Genomic DNA, 13,640 nt, shown 5'->3' on the forward strand with positions numbered 1-13,640 from the left:
AACCGCTAGCTATTGGGCAAAAGGAATGAGCAATAGTATTGAAATTGCAATAAGTATGATATGGAATCTTTTATATTTCATAGTCAAGAGTATACCAATTTAATAAATCTCTATTAGATTAAAAATTAGAATCCGTTTTATTATTTTTAATAACATCAACATTTATTATGAATATTGAACAACTTCGCGAATACTGTCTAAAAAAGAAAGGCGTTACAGAAGAGTTTCCTTTTGATGAACACACGTTGGTTTTTAAAGTATTGGGTAAAATATTTGTTATGGCTCCTTTAGATAAATGGGACATTGGTGAAGCCTCTGTTACTATAAAATGTGATCCAGATTATACCATCGAATTAAGAGAACAATATGAAAGCATTTATGCTGGACCCTATGTAAGTAATAAGCATTGGAATACGGTTGCTATTTACAAAAGTGAATTACAGCTTCAATTTATTCTGGACCTTATAGATCATTCTTATGACATGGTTATAAAGGGAATGACGAAAAAACTTCGCGAAAAATTATCATAGACATAAATATCTTGAAGGTAGAGAATTAATTAATTTATTGTATATTTCATCAAAAGTTTCCCATATTTAAATTAAATAATAGCGTCATAAGATTTCCCAAATCTTAAAAGAATAAAGTATTCATGACCTCAAATCTGTAATACGTATTTTAATTTTAACCAATATAATAACTTTAAATTTTTAAAAATGATGAAAACAACCAACCGATTTTTTACTGCAATAGCTGTTTCGGCATTGTTAATTAGTATGCCTTCTTTCTCACAAGAGGATGACAGGCCAGATTATGTGTCAGTGACAACCATGTACTGGAATAAAGATTATAATGCTTCTATGGCTGAATGGAAAGCTGCGGAAAAGGAATACATGGAGAAAGTAACGAAAAAAAATGAGCATATTATGGGATCTAGTTACCATACTCATTTGTTAACGCCGAACAGTAATGAGATTATGTATATACAAGTCTATCCAACGTGGGAGGACATAGATAAAGCTGCTGCAAGAAGTGCTGAACTTGAAAAAGAAGCATGGCCAGATGCCGATGCAAGAAAGACCTTCTTAGAAAAAATGAATTCAGCCTATGCATCTTATCATTCAGATGAAATTTATGCTACTTTACCAGGCGCAAAACAACCAAAAGGAGAAATGTCAAAAGATATGATTCTTTATATGAGAACTAATAAGATGGCTTATCCAGAAGATGGCAATAATAAAGAATATGATGAATTAAACAAAAAATACATTGAAAATGTAATCAACAAGAATGATTTAATCATTGGTTATTGGCCAGGTGTCCATGGATGGGGTCACGATAAAAGAGATTTTATTGAGTTTTTTATGATTGATTCATTAGGCGATTTAGATAAAATGTTTGAAAAAAACAGTGAGTTATCAAAAGCAGCTTTTACAGAAGAGGAAAGCAAAGCTTTTGGAAAATACTTTAGAAGTCATGGAGACGCTGTCTATACTTCCATTAAATTATAATATTTATAATAAACCCATTATTAAAGGGTGCCTTCTGGCACCCTTTTTTTATTGCCAATATTCTATTTGTAGAGCATTTAATAAAAATGTACTTTCACCAAAATTAAAACTTTAAACAATGAGCGTTTTACAAACATTACAAGAAAGAAGTAACAGCACTTGCGAATTATGTACTTCTTTTGAAGGCTTGTTACAATACGTTATACCACCTTCATTAAATGAAAGTGTAGATAACAGCTTACTGGTTTGTAGTAACTGTTTAAGTCAGATTGAAGGTGAATCAGAAATGGAACCAAATCACTGGCGTTGTTTAAATGACAGCATGTGGAGTGAGTTTGTAGCAGTACAAATCATGTCTTGGAGAATGCTCCAGCGCTTGCGCAATGAAGGCTGGCCAAAAGACTTATTGGATATGATGTATTTAGATGATGAGGCGATAGCCTTGGCAAGAGCAACCGGAGAACATGAAGATGAATCCAGTAAAATTATTCACAGAGATGTTAATGGGGTGAATTTAGAAGTTGGGGACTCTGTTGTTTTAATTAAAGATTTAAAGGTTAAAGGTTCCAGTATGGTGGCAAAACAAGGAACCGCCGTTAGAAACATTCGCTTGGACCCTGAAAATGCTGAATATATAGAAGGAAAAGTAGATGGACAGCAAATAGTAATCATTACAAAGTACGTTAAGAAGACTTAATCTGATTTTGAATTTTTGTCTTTTTTAAATAATCCAAAGCTAATTGGTAAAATCAAAAGGAGAAAAAAGAATTTTCCTGTCACAATCCCTATTATTGTAATTATAAGGGATATTATTAAAATTGTATAAAGATATTTAGGTTTCATATTATACGGTTCTTTTTCTGAAATTATTAGGAGACATGTTTTTTATGATTTTAAATTGTCTGTTAAAGTTGGATATATTTCTAAAACCACTTTCATAAGCAAGGTCTTCAATTGAAGAATCATTTTTATCAATTAATAATTTGCAGGTATGTTCAACGCGCAATTCATTTAAAAACCTAAAATAGGTTTTATTAGTCCGTTTTTTAAAATATTTACAAAAGGCATTCTTGGTCATGTTAGCGACTTCTGAAATAGATTCTAATGTAATGTCATTCTTAAAATGGGACATGGTATAGTCAAAAACTTCCTGCATGCGTTTGCCTTCTGTTTCTTTATATTTTTTATCATAAATGAAGGATGATAAGCTTATGTAATTACAAACGGACGCTTTTTTTAATAATTCCAGTAAAATTAAAAACCGAGATAATTTTGAGGCATTTTCAAGCTGCATAAACAACAGGGCAATGGCTTTTTTAGAAGAGGTTACTTTAAAACCATGAGCAGCTCTTTTAAAAAAAGCGGTAAGCTCTTTTAATTCTTCAAGTTCAAAAAAGTCTTTTCCAAAAGAATCTTTAGCAAAAAAAAGGGTGAGCATATGTGACTTTTTGCCATAATTTATGTTGCTCTTAAACACATGAGGTAAATGGCTTCCAATAACAACAATGTCATTTTTTTGATATTGGTTCACTTTGTCTCCCACTATTAAAGTCCCTTCACCTTCAACAATATAACTTAATTGAATGTCTTCATGCTGATGCAATTTATCGTAAAAAATAATATCATGATCTACCTGGTATATTAAGGAATCATGTAATGGTTTTGGTATTTTAAAAGGATAAACTTTCACGAATACTATTCATATAAATTAATAAAATGTAAATATAGGATAATATAGTATTAAAATAGGATAAGAATAGCTGTTTAAAATTGTTTAACTAAAAGTATTTTTACATAAATAAAAATGAAATAGTATGAGTATAAAATGGGAAGGCGTCATGCCTGCTGTTACAACGCAATTCACAGCAAATGATGAATTGGATTTAGAGCTGTTTAAAGTAAATATCAAAGCACAACTGGATGCTGGCGTGCACGGTATTGTTTTAGGTGGTACACTTGGGGAAGCTAGTACTTTAACTGATGATGAACGACGTATTTTAACAAGAGAAACAGTAGCCTTTGTTAAAGGTAAAGTTCCAGTACTTATGAATATTGCCGAGCAAACTACCAAAGCTGCGATCAATTTGGCCAAAACAGCCGAAGAAGATGGCGCCAAAGGATTGATGATGCTGCCGCCCATGCGTTATAAAGCCAGTGACGCCGAAGTAGTGGAATATTTTAAAGCCGTAGCTAATAGCACATCATTACCCATCATGATTTATAACAATCCGGTCGATTATAAAATTGAAGTAACTTTAGATATGTTTGCTGAGTTGCTTAAAACTTGTCCAAATATTCAAGCGGTAAAAGAATCTACAAGAGATACGACTAACATTACCAGAATAAAAAACCGATTCGGAGACCGCTTAGCCATTATGACCGGTGTAGATACCTTGGCTTTGGAGAGTTTAATTTTGGGTGCTGATGGTTGGGTTGCTGGTTTGGTTGATGCTTTTCCTGCAGAAACTGTGGCTATTTATGAACTGCAAAAGGCGGGCAGAATAAAAGAAGCTATTGCTATTTATAGATGGTTTATGCCATTGCTAGAGTTAGATATAAACCCTAAATTAGTACAATATATTAAACTGGCTTCGGCATACACTAAAATAGGCTCAGAATATGTAAGAGCTCCTCGGTTGGTATTAGAAGGCGAAGAACGTAAAACCATCATAAAAATTATTGAAGATGGTTTAAAAACAAGACCAACGTTGCCAGCGTATAAAAAAATGTAAATAATTAGGGAGTTACCACGCTTTGGCGCGGTCGGGCTTTCGGTACTCGCTTCCGCTTATGCGGAGAGCTCAAACAAAACCTCAAATGTGGAGCTTTCACGATTTCCAATTTATTAAAATAGAAATCTATGAGAAATCCCTAACACAAAAAAATATGATGATAGGAAAAAACTATATTGGAAATAAGCAATCAGCACAAGGAAGTAAAAACTATAAAACCTTCAATCCGCAATTAAACAGAGAAAATGAAATACTTTTTACTGAGGCTACACCGCAAGAAATTGATGAAGCCGTATATTTAGCTTCAGAAGCCTTTAAAACATTCAGAACGGTTTCTGGTGAACAAAAGGCGCTATTTCTTAATGCTATTGCCGATGAGATTTTAGCCTTGGATGATGAACTTATTCAAACCTATTGCATGGAATCCGGTTTGCCAGAAGGCAGAGCTAAAGGAGAGCGGGGAAGGACTGTTTTTCAGTTGCGTTCTTTTGCAGATTTAGTTAAAGAAGGGTCTTGGGTTGAAGCCTCCATTGATACAGCGCAACCAGATAGAGAACCTTTGCCAAAACCGGATCTACGTAAATTATTAATTCCATTAGGACCTGTTGTCGTTTTTGGTGCCAGTAATTTTCCCTTAGCCTATTCAACGGCTGGTGGTGACACCGCCGCCGCCTTTGCTGCAGGTTGTCCGGTGATTGTTAAATCACATCCTATGCATGCAGGAACTGGTGAATTGGTTGCTTCAGCAATTATTAAAGCTGCTGAAAAAACAGGCATGCCTAACGGCGTATTTTCAAATTTAAACAGTAGTGGTATTGAAGTAGGAACGAAATTAGTAAAACATCCTCAAATAAAAGCCGTTGGGTTTACAGGAAGTATTCGAGGAGGACGCGCTTTATATGATTTAGCAGCACAACGTGAAGAACCTATACCCGTATTTGCAGAAATGGGTAGTGTTAATCCGGTAGTCATATTACCAAATGCTTTAAAGAATAGAGGTGCAGCTTTAGCAAAAACGTATGCAGGTTCCATTACATTAGGAACTGGTCAGTTTTGTACCAATCCAGGCCTATTATTAGCGATTAAAAGTGAGGCATTATCAAATTTTGTTTCAGAATTGGCTAATGAAATCGCTAAGATCGAACCATCATGTATGTTGCATCCTAATATCATTGGTGCCTATGAAAGTAATAAGTCTAAAATGATGGCTCAAAAAGGTTTAACCGTAGTTTCAGATGTTAAAAAAGAAGTGAATGCTAATTATGCACGACAAGCCATTACCACGGTAGAAGGACATACATTTTTAGAAAACACCAATTTACATCAAGAAGTTTTTGGACCCTTTTCAATGGTTGTACAATGTAAAGATGCCAATCAGTTAGAATTGATCATTTCTAAATTAGAAGGACAGTTAACAGCGACCTTAATCGCCGAGGAGAAAGAGGAAGCGCATGATTATTCAAGGATTATTTCTGCACTTCAAAACAGAGTAGGACGTATCATTTTTAATGGGGTACCTACTGGTGTTGAGGTGTGTCCGTCTATGGTTCATGGGGGTCCTTATCCGGCCTCAACAGATAGCCGTTTTACCGCCGTTGGTATTAATTCAATAAAACGATGGGTAAGACCATTTAGTTATCAGGATTGGCCAAATGAATTATTGCCTCAGGAACTTAAAGACGAAAACCCACTAAGAATATTAAGACAAGTGAACAATATGTTAACTAAAGATAAAATCTAGGCAATGGCCCTTAGTACATTTGTGTGTATTGATGCCCATACATGTGGTAATCCGGTAAGAGTTATCAAAGAAGGTGGTCCAGAGTTGATCGGGAGTACCATGAGTGAGAAACGTCAACATTTTTTAAAAGAATATGACTGGATTCGAAAAGGCCTCATGTTCGAACCTCGTGGGCATGATATGATGAGCGGCAGTATCTTGTTTCCGCCACATAATCCGGAGAATGATTTTGCTATATTATTTATTGAAACTTCAGGTTGTTTGCCCATGTGCGGGCATGGTACTATTGGAACCATTACCATTGCCATAGAGGAAGGCTTAATTACTCCAAAAATTCCAGGAAAGATTAAGATGGAGGCACCTGCAGGCTTGGTTGAAATTGAATACCAGCAAACAGGAAAAAAGGTTGATTGGGTAAAATTGACCAATGTAAAAAGCTATTTAGCGGCTGAAAATTTAACAGTAGCATGTCCTGAATTAGGAGATATTTCTTTTGATGTAGCCTACGGCGGAAATTTTTATGCTATTGTTGATCCCCAGAAAAATTTTTCTGGAGTACAAGATTTTTCGGCGTCTAAAATCATTCAATATTCACAGGTCGTTAGGCAGCGCATTAACGAAAAATACCCAAACCTTTTTATCCATCCTGAAAATGAGACCATCAGAGATGTGTCTCACATGCTGTGGACAGGAACACCTATAGATCCAACATCTTCGGGTAGAAATGCTGTCTTCTATGGCGATAAAGCTATAGATAGAAGCCCATGTGGCACAGGTACTTCTGCAAGGTTAGCCCAATTATATGCCAAAGGCAAGCTAAAAAAAGGAGAAGATTTTATACATGAAAGCATTATTGGTAGTAAATTTATTGGACGTGTTGAAGAAGAAACTATCTTAGATGGAAAGTTAGCGATTATCCCAAGTATTAAAGGTTGGGCAAAAATATATGGTCATAACATCATTACGATTGATGATGAAGATGATCCTTATGCATATGGTTTTCAAGTAATTTAATATGGCAAAAAATATCATTATTATTGGTGGTGGCATTATAGGTTTAAGTGCTGCTTATTACCTTCATAAAGAGGGACATCAGGTAAGGGTTGTAGATCAGTCAAATATGGATGCCGGAGCCTCTTATGTAAATGCGGGGTACCTATCACCCAGTCATATCATTCCTCTTTCTGCCCCAGGTGTCATGAAAAAAGGCCTGAAATGGATGTTTAATTCAGCGAGTCCGCTATATATTAAACCACGACTGGACTTAGATTTTTTGCAATGGACATTCGCTTTTAATAAGTCTTGTAATACCAATCACGTCAATAAAGCAATTCCAGTTATTAAGGAAATTTCGTTGTTGAGTCAGGATTTGTATGAAGATATTCATAAAACAGAAAGGTTCAAATCTCATTATGAGAAGAAAGGCTTATTGATGCTTTGTCAAACAGAGAGAATGTTGGAAGAAGAGGTCAAAATGGCTAATCTAGCCAAACAGGAAGGACTAGATGTTATTGAAATTAACAGAGAAGAGCTTAAAGTTTTAGAGCCTATCGTTGAAATAGAAGCTAAGGGTGCCACTTATTTTAAGTGCGATTCTCATTCAACTCCTGGTGAATTTATGGAAGAGATGATTTCTTATTTAAAAAATGTAGGTGTTTCTTTTTATCCCAACGAAAAAGTTGAAGATTTAGAAGTTGCTAATGGCAAAATCACGGCGATAGAAACTGATAAACAAAGGCTTGAAGCAGATGAGTTTGTGTTGGCAGCAGGTTCTTGGAGTGCTTTGTTAAGTAAAAAATTAGGATTAAAATTATTGCTCCAGGCAGGAAAAGGGTATCGTATTAATTGCGCTCAAAACACAGGGATTTCAATTCCAGCCATTTTAGCGGAGGCCAAAGCAGCGGTAACACCTATGCATGGATTCACGCGTTTTGCTGGCACTATGGAAATAGCAGGAATTAATCACCTAATCAGGAAAGAACGGGTTGAAGCCATTTCAAATGCAGTGACCAGATATTATCCTAATATCAATCTGACTTCAGAAGAGAAAAGTATGGCTACTTGCGGATTACGCCCAGTGTCACCAGATGGTTTACCGTATATTGGTAAATCTTCAAAATGTGATAATCTCACGATTGCTACTGGTCATGCCATGATGGGATGGAGTATGGGGACCGCCACCGGTAAATTGGTTTCTGAGATTATTTCAAATAAAAAGCTATCAATGTCTTTGGATATGTTTCAGCCAGACAGAAGGTTTTAACTTATTCTATTAAGAATTTTATCCATGATCCAGGCAGTATGAAGCCCTGTTTTTCCAGTGGATGGATGCGTTTCTAAACCATTCAAATGATCTTTCATGGCCTGAACGTGATACAACTGAATGTTTTCTGGATGCGCAATAGTCAAGCTGATGGTTTCCTTCGCATTAATGAGCTGAATAGGGTTGTCATCAAATACAGAGAATTTAATAGACCCTTTGTTCCCAATTATTTCTACTGTATCTTCTCTTTCCCAAGATCCGAAATTCCAAAAGGCAGAACCGGTTACGCCGTTTTTATGTCTCCAGGAGGCTGAGATAGCATCTTTAGCAGAATATAAATTTTGCTGGTTGGCACTGTGCCCAGAAACGGATTCAAACTCACCTAAGATATAGTGAAAGAAATCCAGTCCGTGAGACGCTAAATCATCAAAATAACCACCAAGAGCAATGTGTTTATCCGTTCTCCAATTGTAGGTTTTAGTTAAATCAATGTGGTTTGTTTGTTTTTTTAATGACCAGTGAATATGTCTGATATCGCCTATTTTATATGTGTCAATCCAAGTTTTTATTTGATTAAATCTGGGCAGGTTTCTCCGATAATAGGCTACAAAAAGCGGGAGATTCCTTTCCTTAAAAGCAGAAAACATGGTTTGGCATTCTTGATAGCTTACGGCCATTGGTTTTTCAACACAGCAAATTTTGCCGGCATTTGCCACTTTTAAGGCATATTCCAAATGCGTGTCAGGGGGTGTGGCAATATAAATGGCGTCAATATCTGGAGATTTAATTAACTCATCGGCATTACTAAAATACTTTTCAATACCATGTCGTGTTGCAAAATCTTTGGCTTTATCAAAATCACGTCGCATGACGGCTTTTAAAACGAATCCTTCCGTTTTTTGATAAGCAGGACCACTTTTTATTTCGCAAACATCGCCAACGCCAATAATGCCCCAGTTAATTGTTTTAGTTTTCATATTAAATTTCCTAAAATGAATCATTAATATTAAACCTCATATTGATCATGTGCTTTTTAAATCCAGCTTTTTCATAGGCTTTGATAGCCGCTAAGTTCTCGTCATAAACATCTAACCTCATTTCATAGACCTTTCTTTCCTTGCACCATTTCAACAGTTCATTGATGATCAACTGGTTTAATCCTTGACCTCTATGGGCTTTATGCACAAACATAAATCCCAGATAGCCAATTTTATCATGTTTTAAATAATGCCTGTCACCTTTTATTTTTGCATATCCCGATGCAACAATAAGCTGGTCTTGTTCAACAACAAAGACTTCGGATTCCTCATTATTGATCAAATCTGAAATATTGTAATATGTAATAGGACCCTCTTTAATAGTGGGGTCAAAAGGCCTTTCGGCTTCAATGACCCCTTGTTCAAAATCTAGTAAGGCGGGGACATCTTTTAAAATAGCTTTTCTGGCGATATAATGCATAGTGATTAACTAGAGGTATCTGCAATTATTTTCCATTCACCCTCAATTCTTTTAAAAATAATCATAAAGATCCCTGTGGCATTACCAACAGTGCGCTTTAAATGGTATTCTCCCATGACATAATAAGCTTCATCTGTTATTTTTGAAATATCGTTTATTTTAAAACTTAAAATGCCTGTATGGTCTGGTGTTGGATAAGCCTGTTTATATCGGTCTAAGGTATTTTCCCAACCATAAGTAACGCCGTTACTTCCATAAAATTTAAGAGAATCACTTTTCCAGTACCCTTCCATAAACGCTTCTATATTATTTTCAGACCAGGCTAAGCGTTGCGCCTTCAGTACAGCCATTATAGCCTCTTTATCTTCTTGTTCTGTAGTTTGAGAAAAACTTGCGTGGCTTAAAATAAGTGTACAAATAACTAAAATATATTTTTTCATGGATTTTAATGGCTATAATGAGGTTGTATTTATTTTTTAATGTGAGTAAAAATAGCAAAATCTTATTTTAAAAATGTTAAACGTCGATTATTTTGACAACTAATATTTTTTTAACTAAAGTTCATTTCTATTCATCGATTAAATAGTGCTAAGCGATTTGTAGTTTATATATTTACTTAGTTGTCAAATGATTAATAGCCCAAGTTTATCGTTTAACCATTTTAATTTATGTTATTATGAACCTCAAAATTACCCACTGCAACAATTTTTTTAAATTGAAAGGCATTCTAGATCGAAAAAATTTATCCTTATTTTATAGAGAATTCAATGATATCTTCGACAGAGAAAATTCTCTTACCATCAGTATTGAAGAAGTTGAATGGATGGACCGTTATGGCGTAAAAGCTATGACCGAACTTCATAATGAGGCGATCTCTAAAAACAAAAAATTATCTATTATTGGTATGGGTTGCAGAGATTTATATGATCATTTTAAATATCAAACAACCGCCTAATTAAAAAGCGTTTTTTTGATGTTTATAAAAAGCGTCTGCCTGTAATTGCATAAGCTCACGTGCTTTTTTCCTTTTGTAGTTATATAATTCGTCTTCATTTTCTATATCAGTATAAATGCGGTCGTTTATGGCATAGTCAGCTTTAAGCATAGCCTCTCTTTGGTGTTTGTTTTGAAGCACATTGGTTTTTATAGCTGTTTCCTGATCTTCTAATTTAAAGTCATAAGAGCTTTTAGGAGATAATAATTTAGCTAATATTGGTGAGGTTTCAATGGCTAAAAATAGCAGAAAAATAAAAAACGAGGGTAACCAAGGAAGTTTATCCAATGCATTAACGCGCGCCATTAAACCATCAAAATTATTAATGATGGGTTGTGTATTTACAACCTGCACTTCATAATCTCCTTTAAGTGCGGCAATCTGTGCTTCTGCCGAAGTAATTTTAGCTTTATTCTCAATCTTTAATTGTTGTAATTCTGCTAATAAAGCATCATGCTTTTCTCTCTTTTCTTTATAAACAGGGCCTTTTCCCAGTAATTTCGTACCTGCAGTGCCTTCTGCTTCAGCTATATAAGTGTCATAAAGGGCGTTAACTTCAGCTTCTTTTACTTCAATTTGTTGTTGTAAAGCAGTAATTTCTTTATATAAATTTTCTATGGATGGATTGAACTGATTGGCAATTTGATTCTTATTAGCAAGGGTTAAGTTGTTTTTTTGTTCTAATAAAACCTGATTAATTTCTTTTTCAAAAATCTTTAATTCAAGAGGTTTTGCAATAACGACAGCAATGATTATTGCCAATAAAATTCTTGGAGATGCTTGTATCAGTTCATCAATTACATTCCCCGTTTTTTTAATGGTTGAGACTATAAATCTATCTAAATTAAAAATGAGTAAACCCCAAATAAGTCCAAAGAAAATGGCGGTATAGAGATTGTCAAAAACAGTGTAAAGCGCATAGCTTGCAGCAATAAAGGCCATCAAAGCCGTAAAAAAAACAGTAGCACCTATACCTGCGTATTTATTTTGTTCTCCAACAGAACAGTTTTCTAAAATTTGGGTGTCAGAGCCTGAGCAGACAATAAAAAATTGCTTTAACATAACTTGATTGATTTTTGATTGATTGTCTATTAGAACGTTAAAGTATGAGATTTGTTACATGAATTGATAAAAAAACAGCCAAGCTAAACTTGGCTGTTTTTTTAAATGCTGTATTTTTCTAATCTTTTGAAAGTTCTAATTCTTTTTTAGCTAAGTCTGAATATTTATTATAAAGAATCATTGTGTCGTCATACATTTTCCTAAGATCGTGAAGGTTTCCTTTTTTTTCTTTAAAATAAATTTGCATGGCTTCAGCATATGTTTTTACTTTTTCATCATAATTTTTCTTGGCTTCTAATAATCCTTTTGAAGGATTATTTGGTTCATGTGGGAATGGTGGCGGCGGTGGTGGAAGATCCATAACATCACCTTGCACCACTCTGGGAGCTGTTGGAGCAGGTGGGGGTGGTGGAAAGACAGGAAAGAGCTCAGCCGTTTTTCGTTGGGTAACAGACATCTTGTTATATAGATAGTTTAAGCGCTCTTTTTCTTCTTTTTTCACAATGAACTCATTACTTTCTGACATTAAATTGTACTTTTTTGCAAGTTGGTTATATTCAGTAATTTCTATAAGAGTGGCTTTTTGTTGATGTGTTACAATTTGTTTATTGCTAAAACTAAAGGTTAAAATAACTAATAACGGTAATAGGATAAAACTTTTAATCCATAAGCTCTGTTTTGATGTTTGTGTTTTCATAATTGTAAATCGTTTTTTGATTGATGAATAATTAATGGCATTTGCCAATTGGGTTTCAGATGCATTTGATGAGAATGCCAATAAAATTTGTTGATATTTAGAAGGTATAACACCCTTATTTAAAACGGATTGGTCTGCTAAAAATTCATGGTTTAATTTAATGCTACGCTTTATTAAATAGATGAACGGATTAAACCAAAATAGTATTTGGAATATTTCAATAAACACGACATCTATACTATGTTTCTGTTTTGCATGGGTTTCTTCATGCAATAAAACTTCTATAGGTATTTGATGCGATTCAAACTTCTGTTTATTTAAAAAAATGTAACTGAAAAATGTATGCGGAATTACTAAATCTTGTAGCAGAACATTAATGAGACTTTCGTTTTTAAATTTAGGATTCCGTTTAATTTTAATAACTAGTTCCAATAAGTTTTTTAAAAACTTGAAACCAAAAAGGAAAACGCCCAAACCATAAATACTCCATAAAACAATGGGTAAGTAAGCTGCCAGTGTTGTTTTTGTTATTGTATTTTGAGGTATTTCAGTAGAAAATAAAGGTGCTTCTTGAGGGATAATCTCTCTATATTCTGTAAATGTAATTAAAGGAATGACAAATGCTAAAACTAAAGATGCTATTAAATAAAAGCGCTTAAAGTTGTGAAAACTTTCTTTTTCCAACAATAATTTATAGAAACCGTAAAAGACAGCTAAGCACAAACCAGATTTTAATATATAGATTTCCATATTTATTTGTTTTTAAGTTGGTTGTCTATTAGAGTTTTTAAGTCTTCCAATTCTTCTTTTGTGAGATTGGTTTCTTTGGTAAAAAATGATGCAAACTGAGAAGCACTATCATTAAAAAAGTTTTTTATAAGACCGTTTACATGCTTGGAGAAATAATCTTTCTTTTTAACTAGCGGATAATATTCTCTAGAATTTCCATATAATTTATAGGCAATAAAACCCTTATCCGTCATGCGTTTTAAAAGAGTCGCTACGGTTGTTGTTGCTGGTTTTGGTTCTGGATAGGCATCAAGTAAATCTTTCATAAAAGCTTTTTCAAGCTTCCATAAATAGTTCATTAAATCTTCCTCAGTTTTTGATAGTTGCATTTCTACATTATTAGAATTAACTCTACAAACATAGAACAAATAGTTTAATTCTACAAATGTAGAG

At 34.2% G+C, this 13,640-nt stretch carries 15 protein-coding genes; 8 read left to right on the forward strand and 7 right to left on the reverse strand.

Annotation, left to right across the window (positions count from 1 at the left end; translation table 11 throughout):
* The first annotated feature begins 167 nt into the window (after positions 1 to 167).
* From V8G56_RS03415 to V8G56_RS03425, 3 genes are all read left to right on the forward strand, one after another.
* The gene (locus tag V8G56_RS03415) at positions 168 to 530 is read left to right on the forward strand and encodes an MmcQ/YjbR family DNA-binding protein (protein WP_395437054.1); all 363 of its coding nucleotides are present in this window, start codon (positions 168 to 170) and stop codon (positions 528 to 530) included.
* A gap of 186 nt (positions 531 to 716) precedes the next feature.
* The gene (locus V8G56_RS03420) at positions 717 to 1,511 is read left to right on the forward strand and encodes a hypothetical protein (protein WP_395437055.1); all 795 of its coding nucleotides are present in this window, start codon (positions 717 to 719) and stop codon (positions 1,509 to 1,511) included.
* Between the two features lie 118 nt (positions 1,512 to 1,629).
* On the forward strand, positions 1,630 to 2,208 hold the full coding sequence (locus tag V8G56_RS03425; RefSeq protein WP_395437056.1) for a PhnA domain-containing protein: 579 nt from the start codon (positions 1,630 to 1,632) through the stop codon (positions 2,206 to 2,208).
* 147 nt (positions 2,209 to 2,355) lie between these two features.
* On the opposite strand, the gene V8G56_RS03430 is transcribed toward V8G56_RS03425, so the two are convergent.
* Complete coding sequence (locus tag V8G56_RS03430; protein ID WP_395437057.1) at positions 2,356 to 3,201, reverse strand: AraC family transcriptional regulator; 846 nt, start codon at positions 3,199 to 3,201, stop codon at positions 2,356 to 2,358.
* 124 nt (positions 3,202 to 3,325) lie between these two features.
* On the opposite strand from V8G56_RS03430, the gene V8G56_RS03435 reads away from it, so the two are divergent.
* The 4 genes from V8G56_RS03435 (at position 3,326) to V8G56_RS03450 (ending at position 8,247) form a co-directional block, all read left to right on the forward strand.
* A complete protein-coding gene (locus tag V8G56_RS03435) occupies positions 3,326 to 4,243 on the forward strand; it encodes a dihydrodipicolinate synthase family protein (RefSeq protein WP_395437058.1) in 918 nt (305 codons plus the stop codon).
* A gap of 154 nt (positions 4,244 to 4,397) precedes the next feature.
* On the forward strand, positions 4,398 to 5,984 hold the full coding sequence (locus tag V8G56_RS03440; RefSeq protein ID WP_395437059.1) for an aldehyde dehydrogenase (NADP(+)): 1,587 nt from the start codon (positions 4,398 to 4,400) through the stop codon (positions 5,982 to 5,984).
* 3 nt (positions 5,985 to 5,987) lie between these two features.
* Positions 5,988 to 6,998 (forward strand): 4-hydroxyproline epimerase, encoded by a 1,011-nt coding sequence (locus tag V8G56_RS03445; protein WP_395437060.1) that lies wholly within the window; start codon positions 5,988 to 5,990, stop codon positions 6,996 to 6,998.
* A gap of 1 nt (position 6,999) precedes the next feature.
* Positions 7,000 to 8,247, forward strand: a complete 1,248-nt coding sequence (locus V8G56_RS03450) for an NAD(P)/FAD-dependent oxidoreductase (RefSeq protein WP_395437061.1) — start codon at positions 7,000 to 7,002, stop codon at positions 8,245 to 8,247.
* On the opposite strand, the gene V8G56_RS03455 is transcribed toward V8G56_RS03450, so the two are convergent.
* Genes V8G56_RS03455 through V8G56_RS03465 form a run of 3 tightly spaced genes read right to left on the reverse strand, consistent with a single transcriptional unit; the run spans position 8,244 to position 10,145 of the window.
* Positions 8,244 to 9,224 carry a Gfo/Idh/MocA family protein gene (locus V8G56_RS03455; protein ID WP_395437062.1) on the reverse strand — a complete coding sequence of 327 codons (981 nt, stop codon included), beginning with the start codon at positions 9,222 to 9,224 and terminating at the stop codon, positions 8,244 to 8,246. The genes V8G56_RS03450 and V8G56_RS03455 overlap by 4 nt on opposite strands.
* A 10-nt stretch (positions 9,225 to 9,234) precedes the next feature.
* Entirely contained in the window at positions 9,235 to 9,705 is a 471-nt protein-coding gene (locus tag V8G56_RS03460) for a GNAT family N-acetyltransferase (RefSeq protein ID WP_395437063.1), read from the reverse strand.
* Between the two features lie 5 nt (positions 9,706 to 9,710).
* Positions 9,711 to 10,145 (reverse strand): YybH family protein, encoded by a 435-nt coding sequence (locus V8G56_RS03465; RefSeq protein ID WP_395437064.1) that lies wholly within the window; start codon positions 10,143 to 10,145, stop codon positions 9,711 to 9,713.
* 236 nt (positions 10,146 to 10,381) lie between these two features.
* Between V8G56_RS03465 and V8G56_RS03470 the strand changes: the two genes are divergently transcribed.
* A complete protein-coding gene (locus V8G56_RS03470) occupies positions 10,382 to 10,660 on the forward strand; it encodes a hypothetical protein (RefSeq protein WP_395437065.1) in 279 nt (92 codons plus the stop codon).
* On the opposite strand, the gene V8G56_RS03475 is transcribed toward V8G56_RS03470, so the two are convergent.
* The 3 genes from V8G56_RS03475 to V8G56_RS03485 all read right to left on the reverse strand — a co-directional run bounded on the left by V8G56_RS03475 (position 10,661) and on the right by V8G56_RS03485 (position 13,576).
* Complete coding sequence (locus V8G56_RS03475) at positions 10,661 to 11,761, reverse strand: DUF4407 domain-containing protein (RefSeq protein ID WP_395437066.1); 1,101 nt, start codon at positions 11,759 to 11,761, stop codon at positions 10,661 to 10,663. It abuts the gene before it with no gap.
* A gap of 118 nt (positions 11,762 to 11,879) precedes the next feature.
* Entirely contained in the window at positions 11,880 to 13,208 is a 1,329-nt protein-coding gene (locus V8G56_RS03480) for a M56 family metallopeptidase (RefSeq protein ID WP_395437067.1), read from the reverse strand.
* A 2-nt stretch (positions 13,209 to 13,210) separates the two neighbouring features.
* Positions 13,211 to 13,576, reverse strand: coding sequence for a BlaI/MecI/CopY family transcriptional regulator (locus V8G56_RS03485; protein WP_395437068.1), 366 nt, complete (start codon positions 13,574 to 13,576; stop codon positions 13,211 to 13,213).
* Positions 13,577 to 13,640 lie beyond the last annotated feature (64 nt).

The organism is Gaetbulibacter aquiaggeris (genome assembly GCF_044003965.1).
Lineage (GTDB): Bacteria > Bacteroidota > Bacteroidia > Flavobacteriales > Flavobacteriaceae > Yeosuana > Yeosuana aquiaggeris.

Bases quoted from the DNA above. Each gene is read 5' to 3' on its own strand.
- V8G56_RS03415 (WP_395437054.1), top strand. From the start codon at position 168: ATGAATATTGAACAACTTCGCGAATACTGTCTAAAAAAGAAAGGCGTT.
- V8G56_RS03420 (WP_395437055.1), top strand. From the start codon at position 717: ATGATGAAAACAACCAACCGATTTTTTACTGCAATAGCTGTTTCGGCA.
- V8G56_RS03425 (WP_395437056.1), top strand. From the start codon at position 1,630: ATGAGCGTTTTACAAACATTACAAGAAAGAAGTAACAGCACTTGCGAA.
- V8G56_RS03435 (WP_395437058.1), top strand. From the start codon at position 3,326: ATGAGTATAAAATGGGAAGGCGTCATGCCTGCTGTTACAACGCAATTC.
- V8G56_RS03440 (WP_395437059.1), top strand. From the start codon at position 4,398: ATGATGATAGGAAAAAACTATATTGGAAATAAGCAATCAGCACAAGGA.
- V8G56_RS03445 (WP_395437060.1), top strand. From the start codon at position 5,988: ATGGCCCTTAGTACATTTGTGTGTATTGATGCCCATACATGTGGTAAT.
- V8G56_RS03450 (WP_395437061.1), top strand. From the start codon at position 7,000: ATGGCAAAAAATATCATTATTATTGGTGGTGGCATTATAGGTTTAAGT.
- V8G56_RS03455 (WP_395437062.1), bottom strand. From the start codon at position 9,224: ATGAAAACTAAAACAATTAACTGGGGCATTATTGGCGTTGGCGATGTT.
- V8G56_RS03460 (WP_395437063.1), bottom strand. From the start codon at position 9,705: ATGCATTATATCGCCAGAAAAGCTATTTTAAAAGATGTCCCCGCCTTA.
- V8G56_RS03465 (WP_395437064.1), bottom strand. From the start codon at position 10,145: ATGAAAAAATATATTTTAGTTATTTGTACACTTATTTTAAGCCACGCA.
- V8G56_RS03470 (WP_395437065.1), top strand. From the start codon at position 10,382: ATGAACCTCAAAATTACCCACTGCAACAATTTTTTTAAATTGAAAGGC.
- V8G56_RS03475 (WP_395437066.1), bottom strand. From the start codon at position 11,761: ATGTTAAAGCAATTTTTTATTGTCTGCTCAGGCTCTGACACCCAAATT.
- V8G56_RS03480 (WP_395437067.1), bottom strand. From the start codon at position 13,208: ATGGAAATCTATATATTAAAATCTGGTTTGTGCTTAGCTGTCTTTTAC.
- V8G56_RS03485 (WP_395437068.1), bottom strand. From the start codon at position 13,576: ATGCAACTATCAAAAACTGAGGAAGATTTAATGAACTATTTATGGAAG.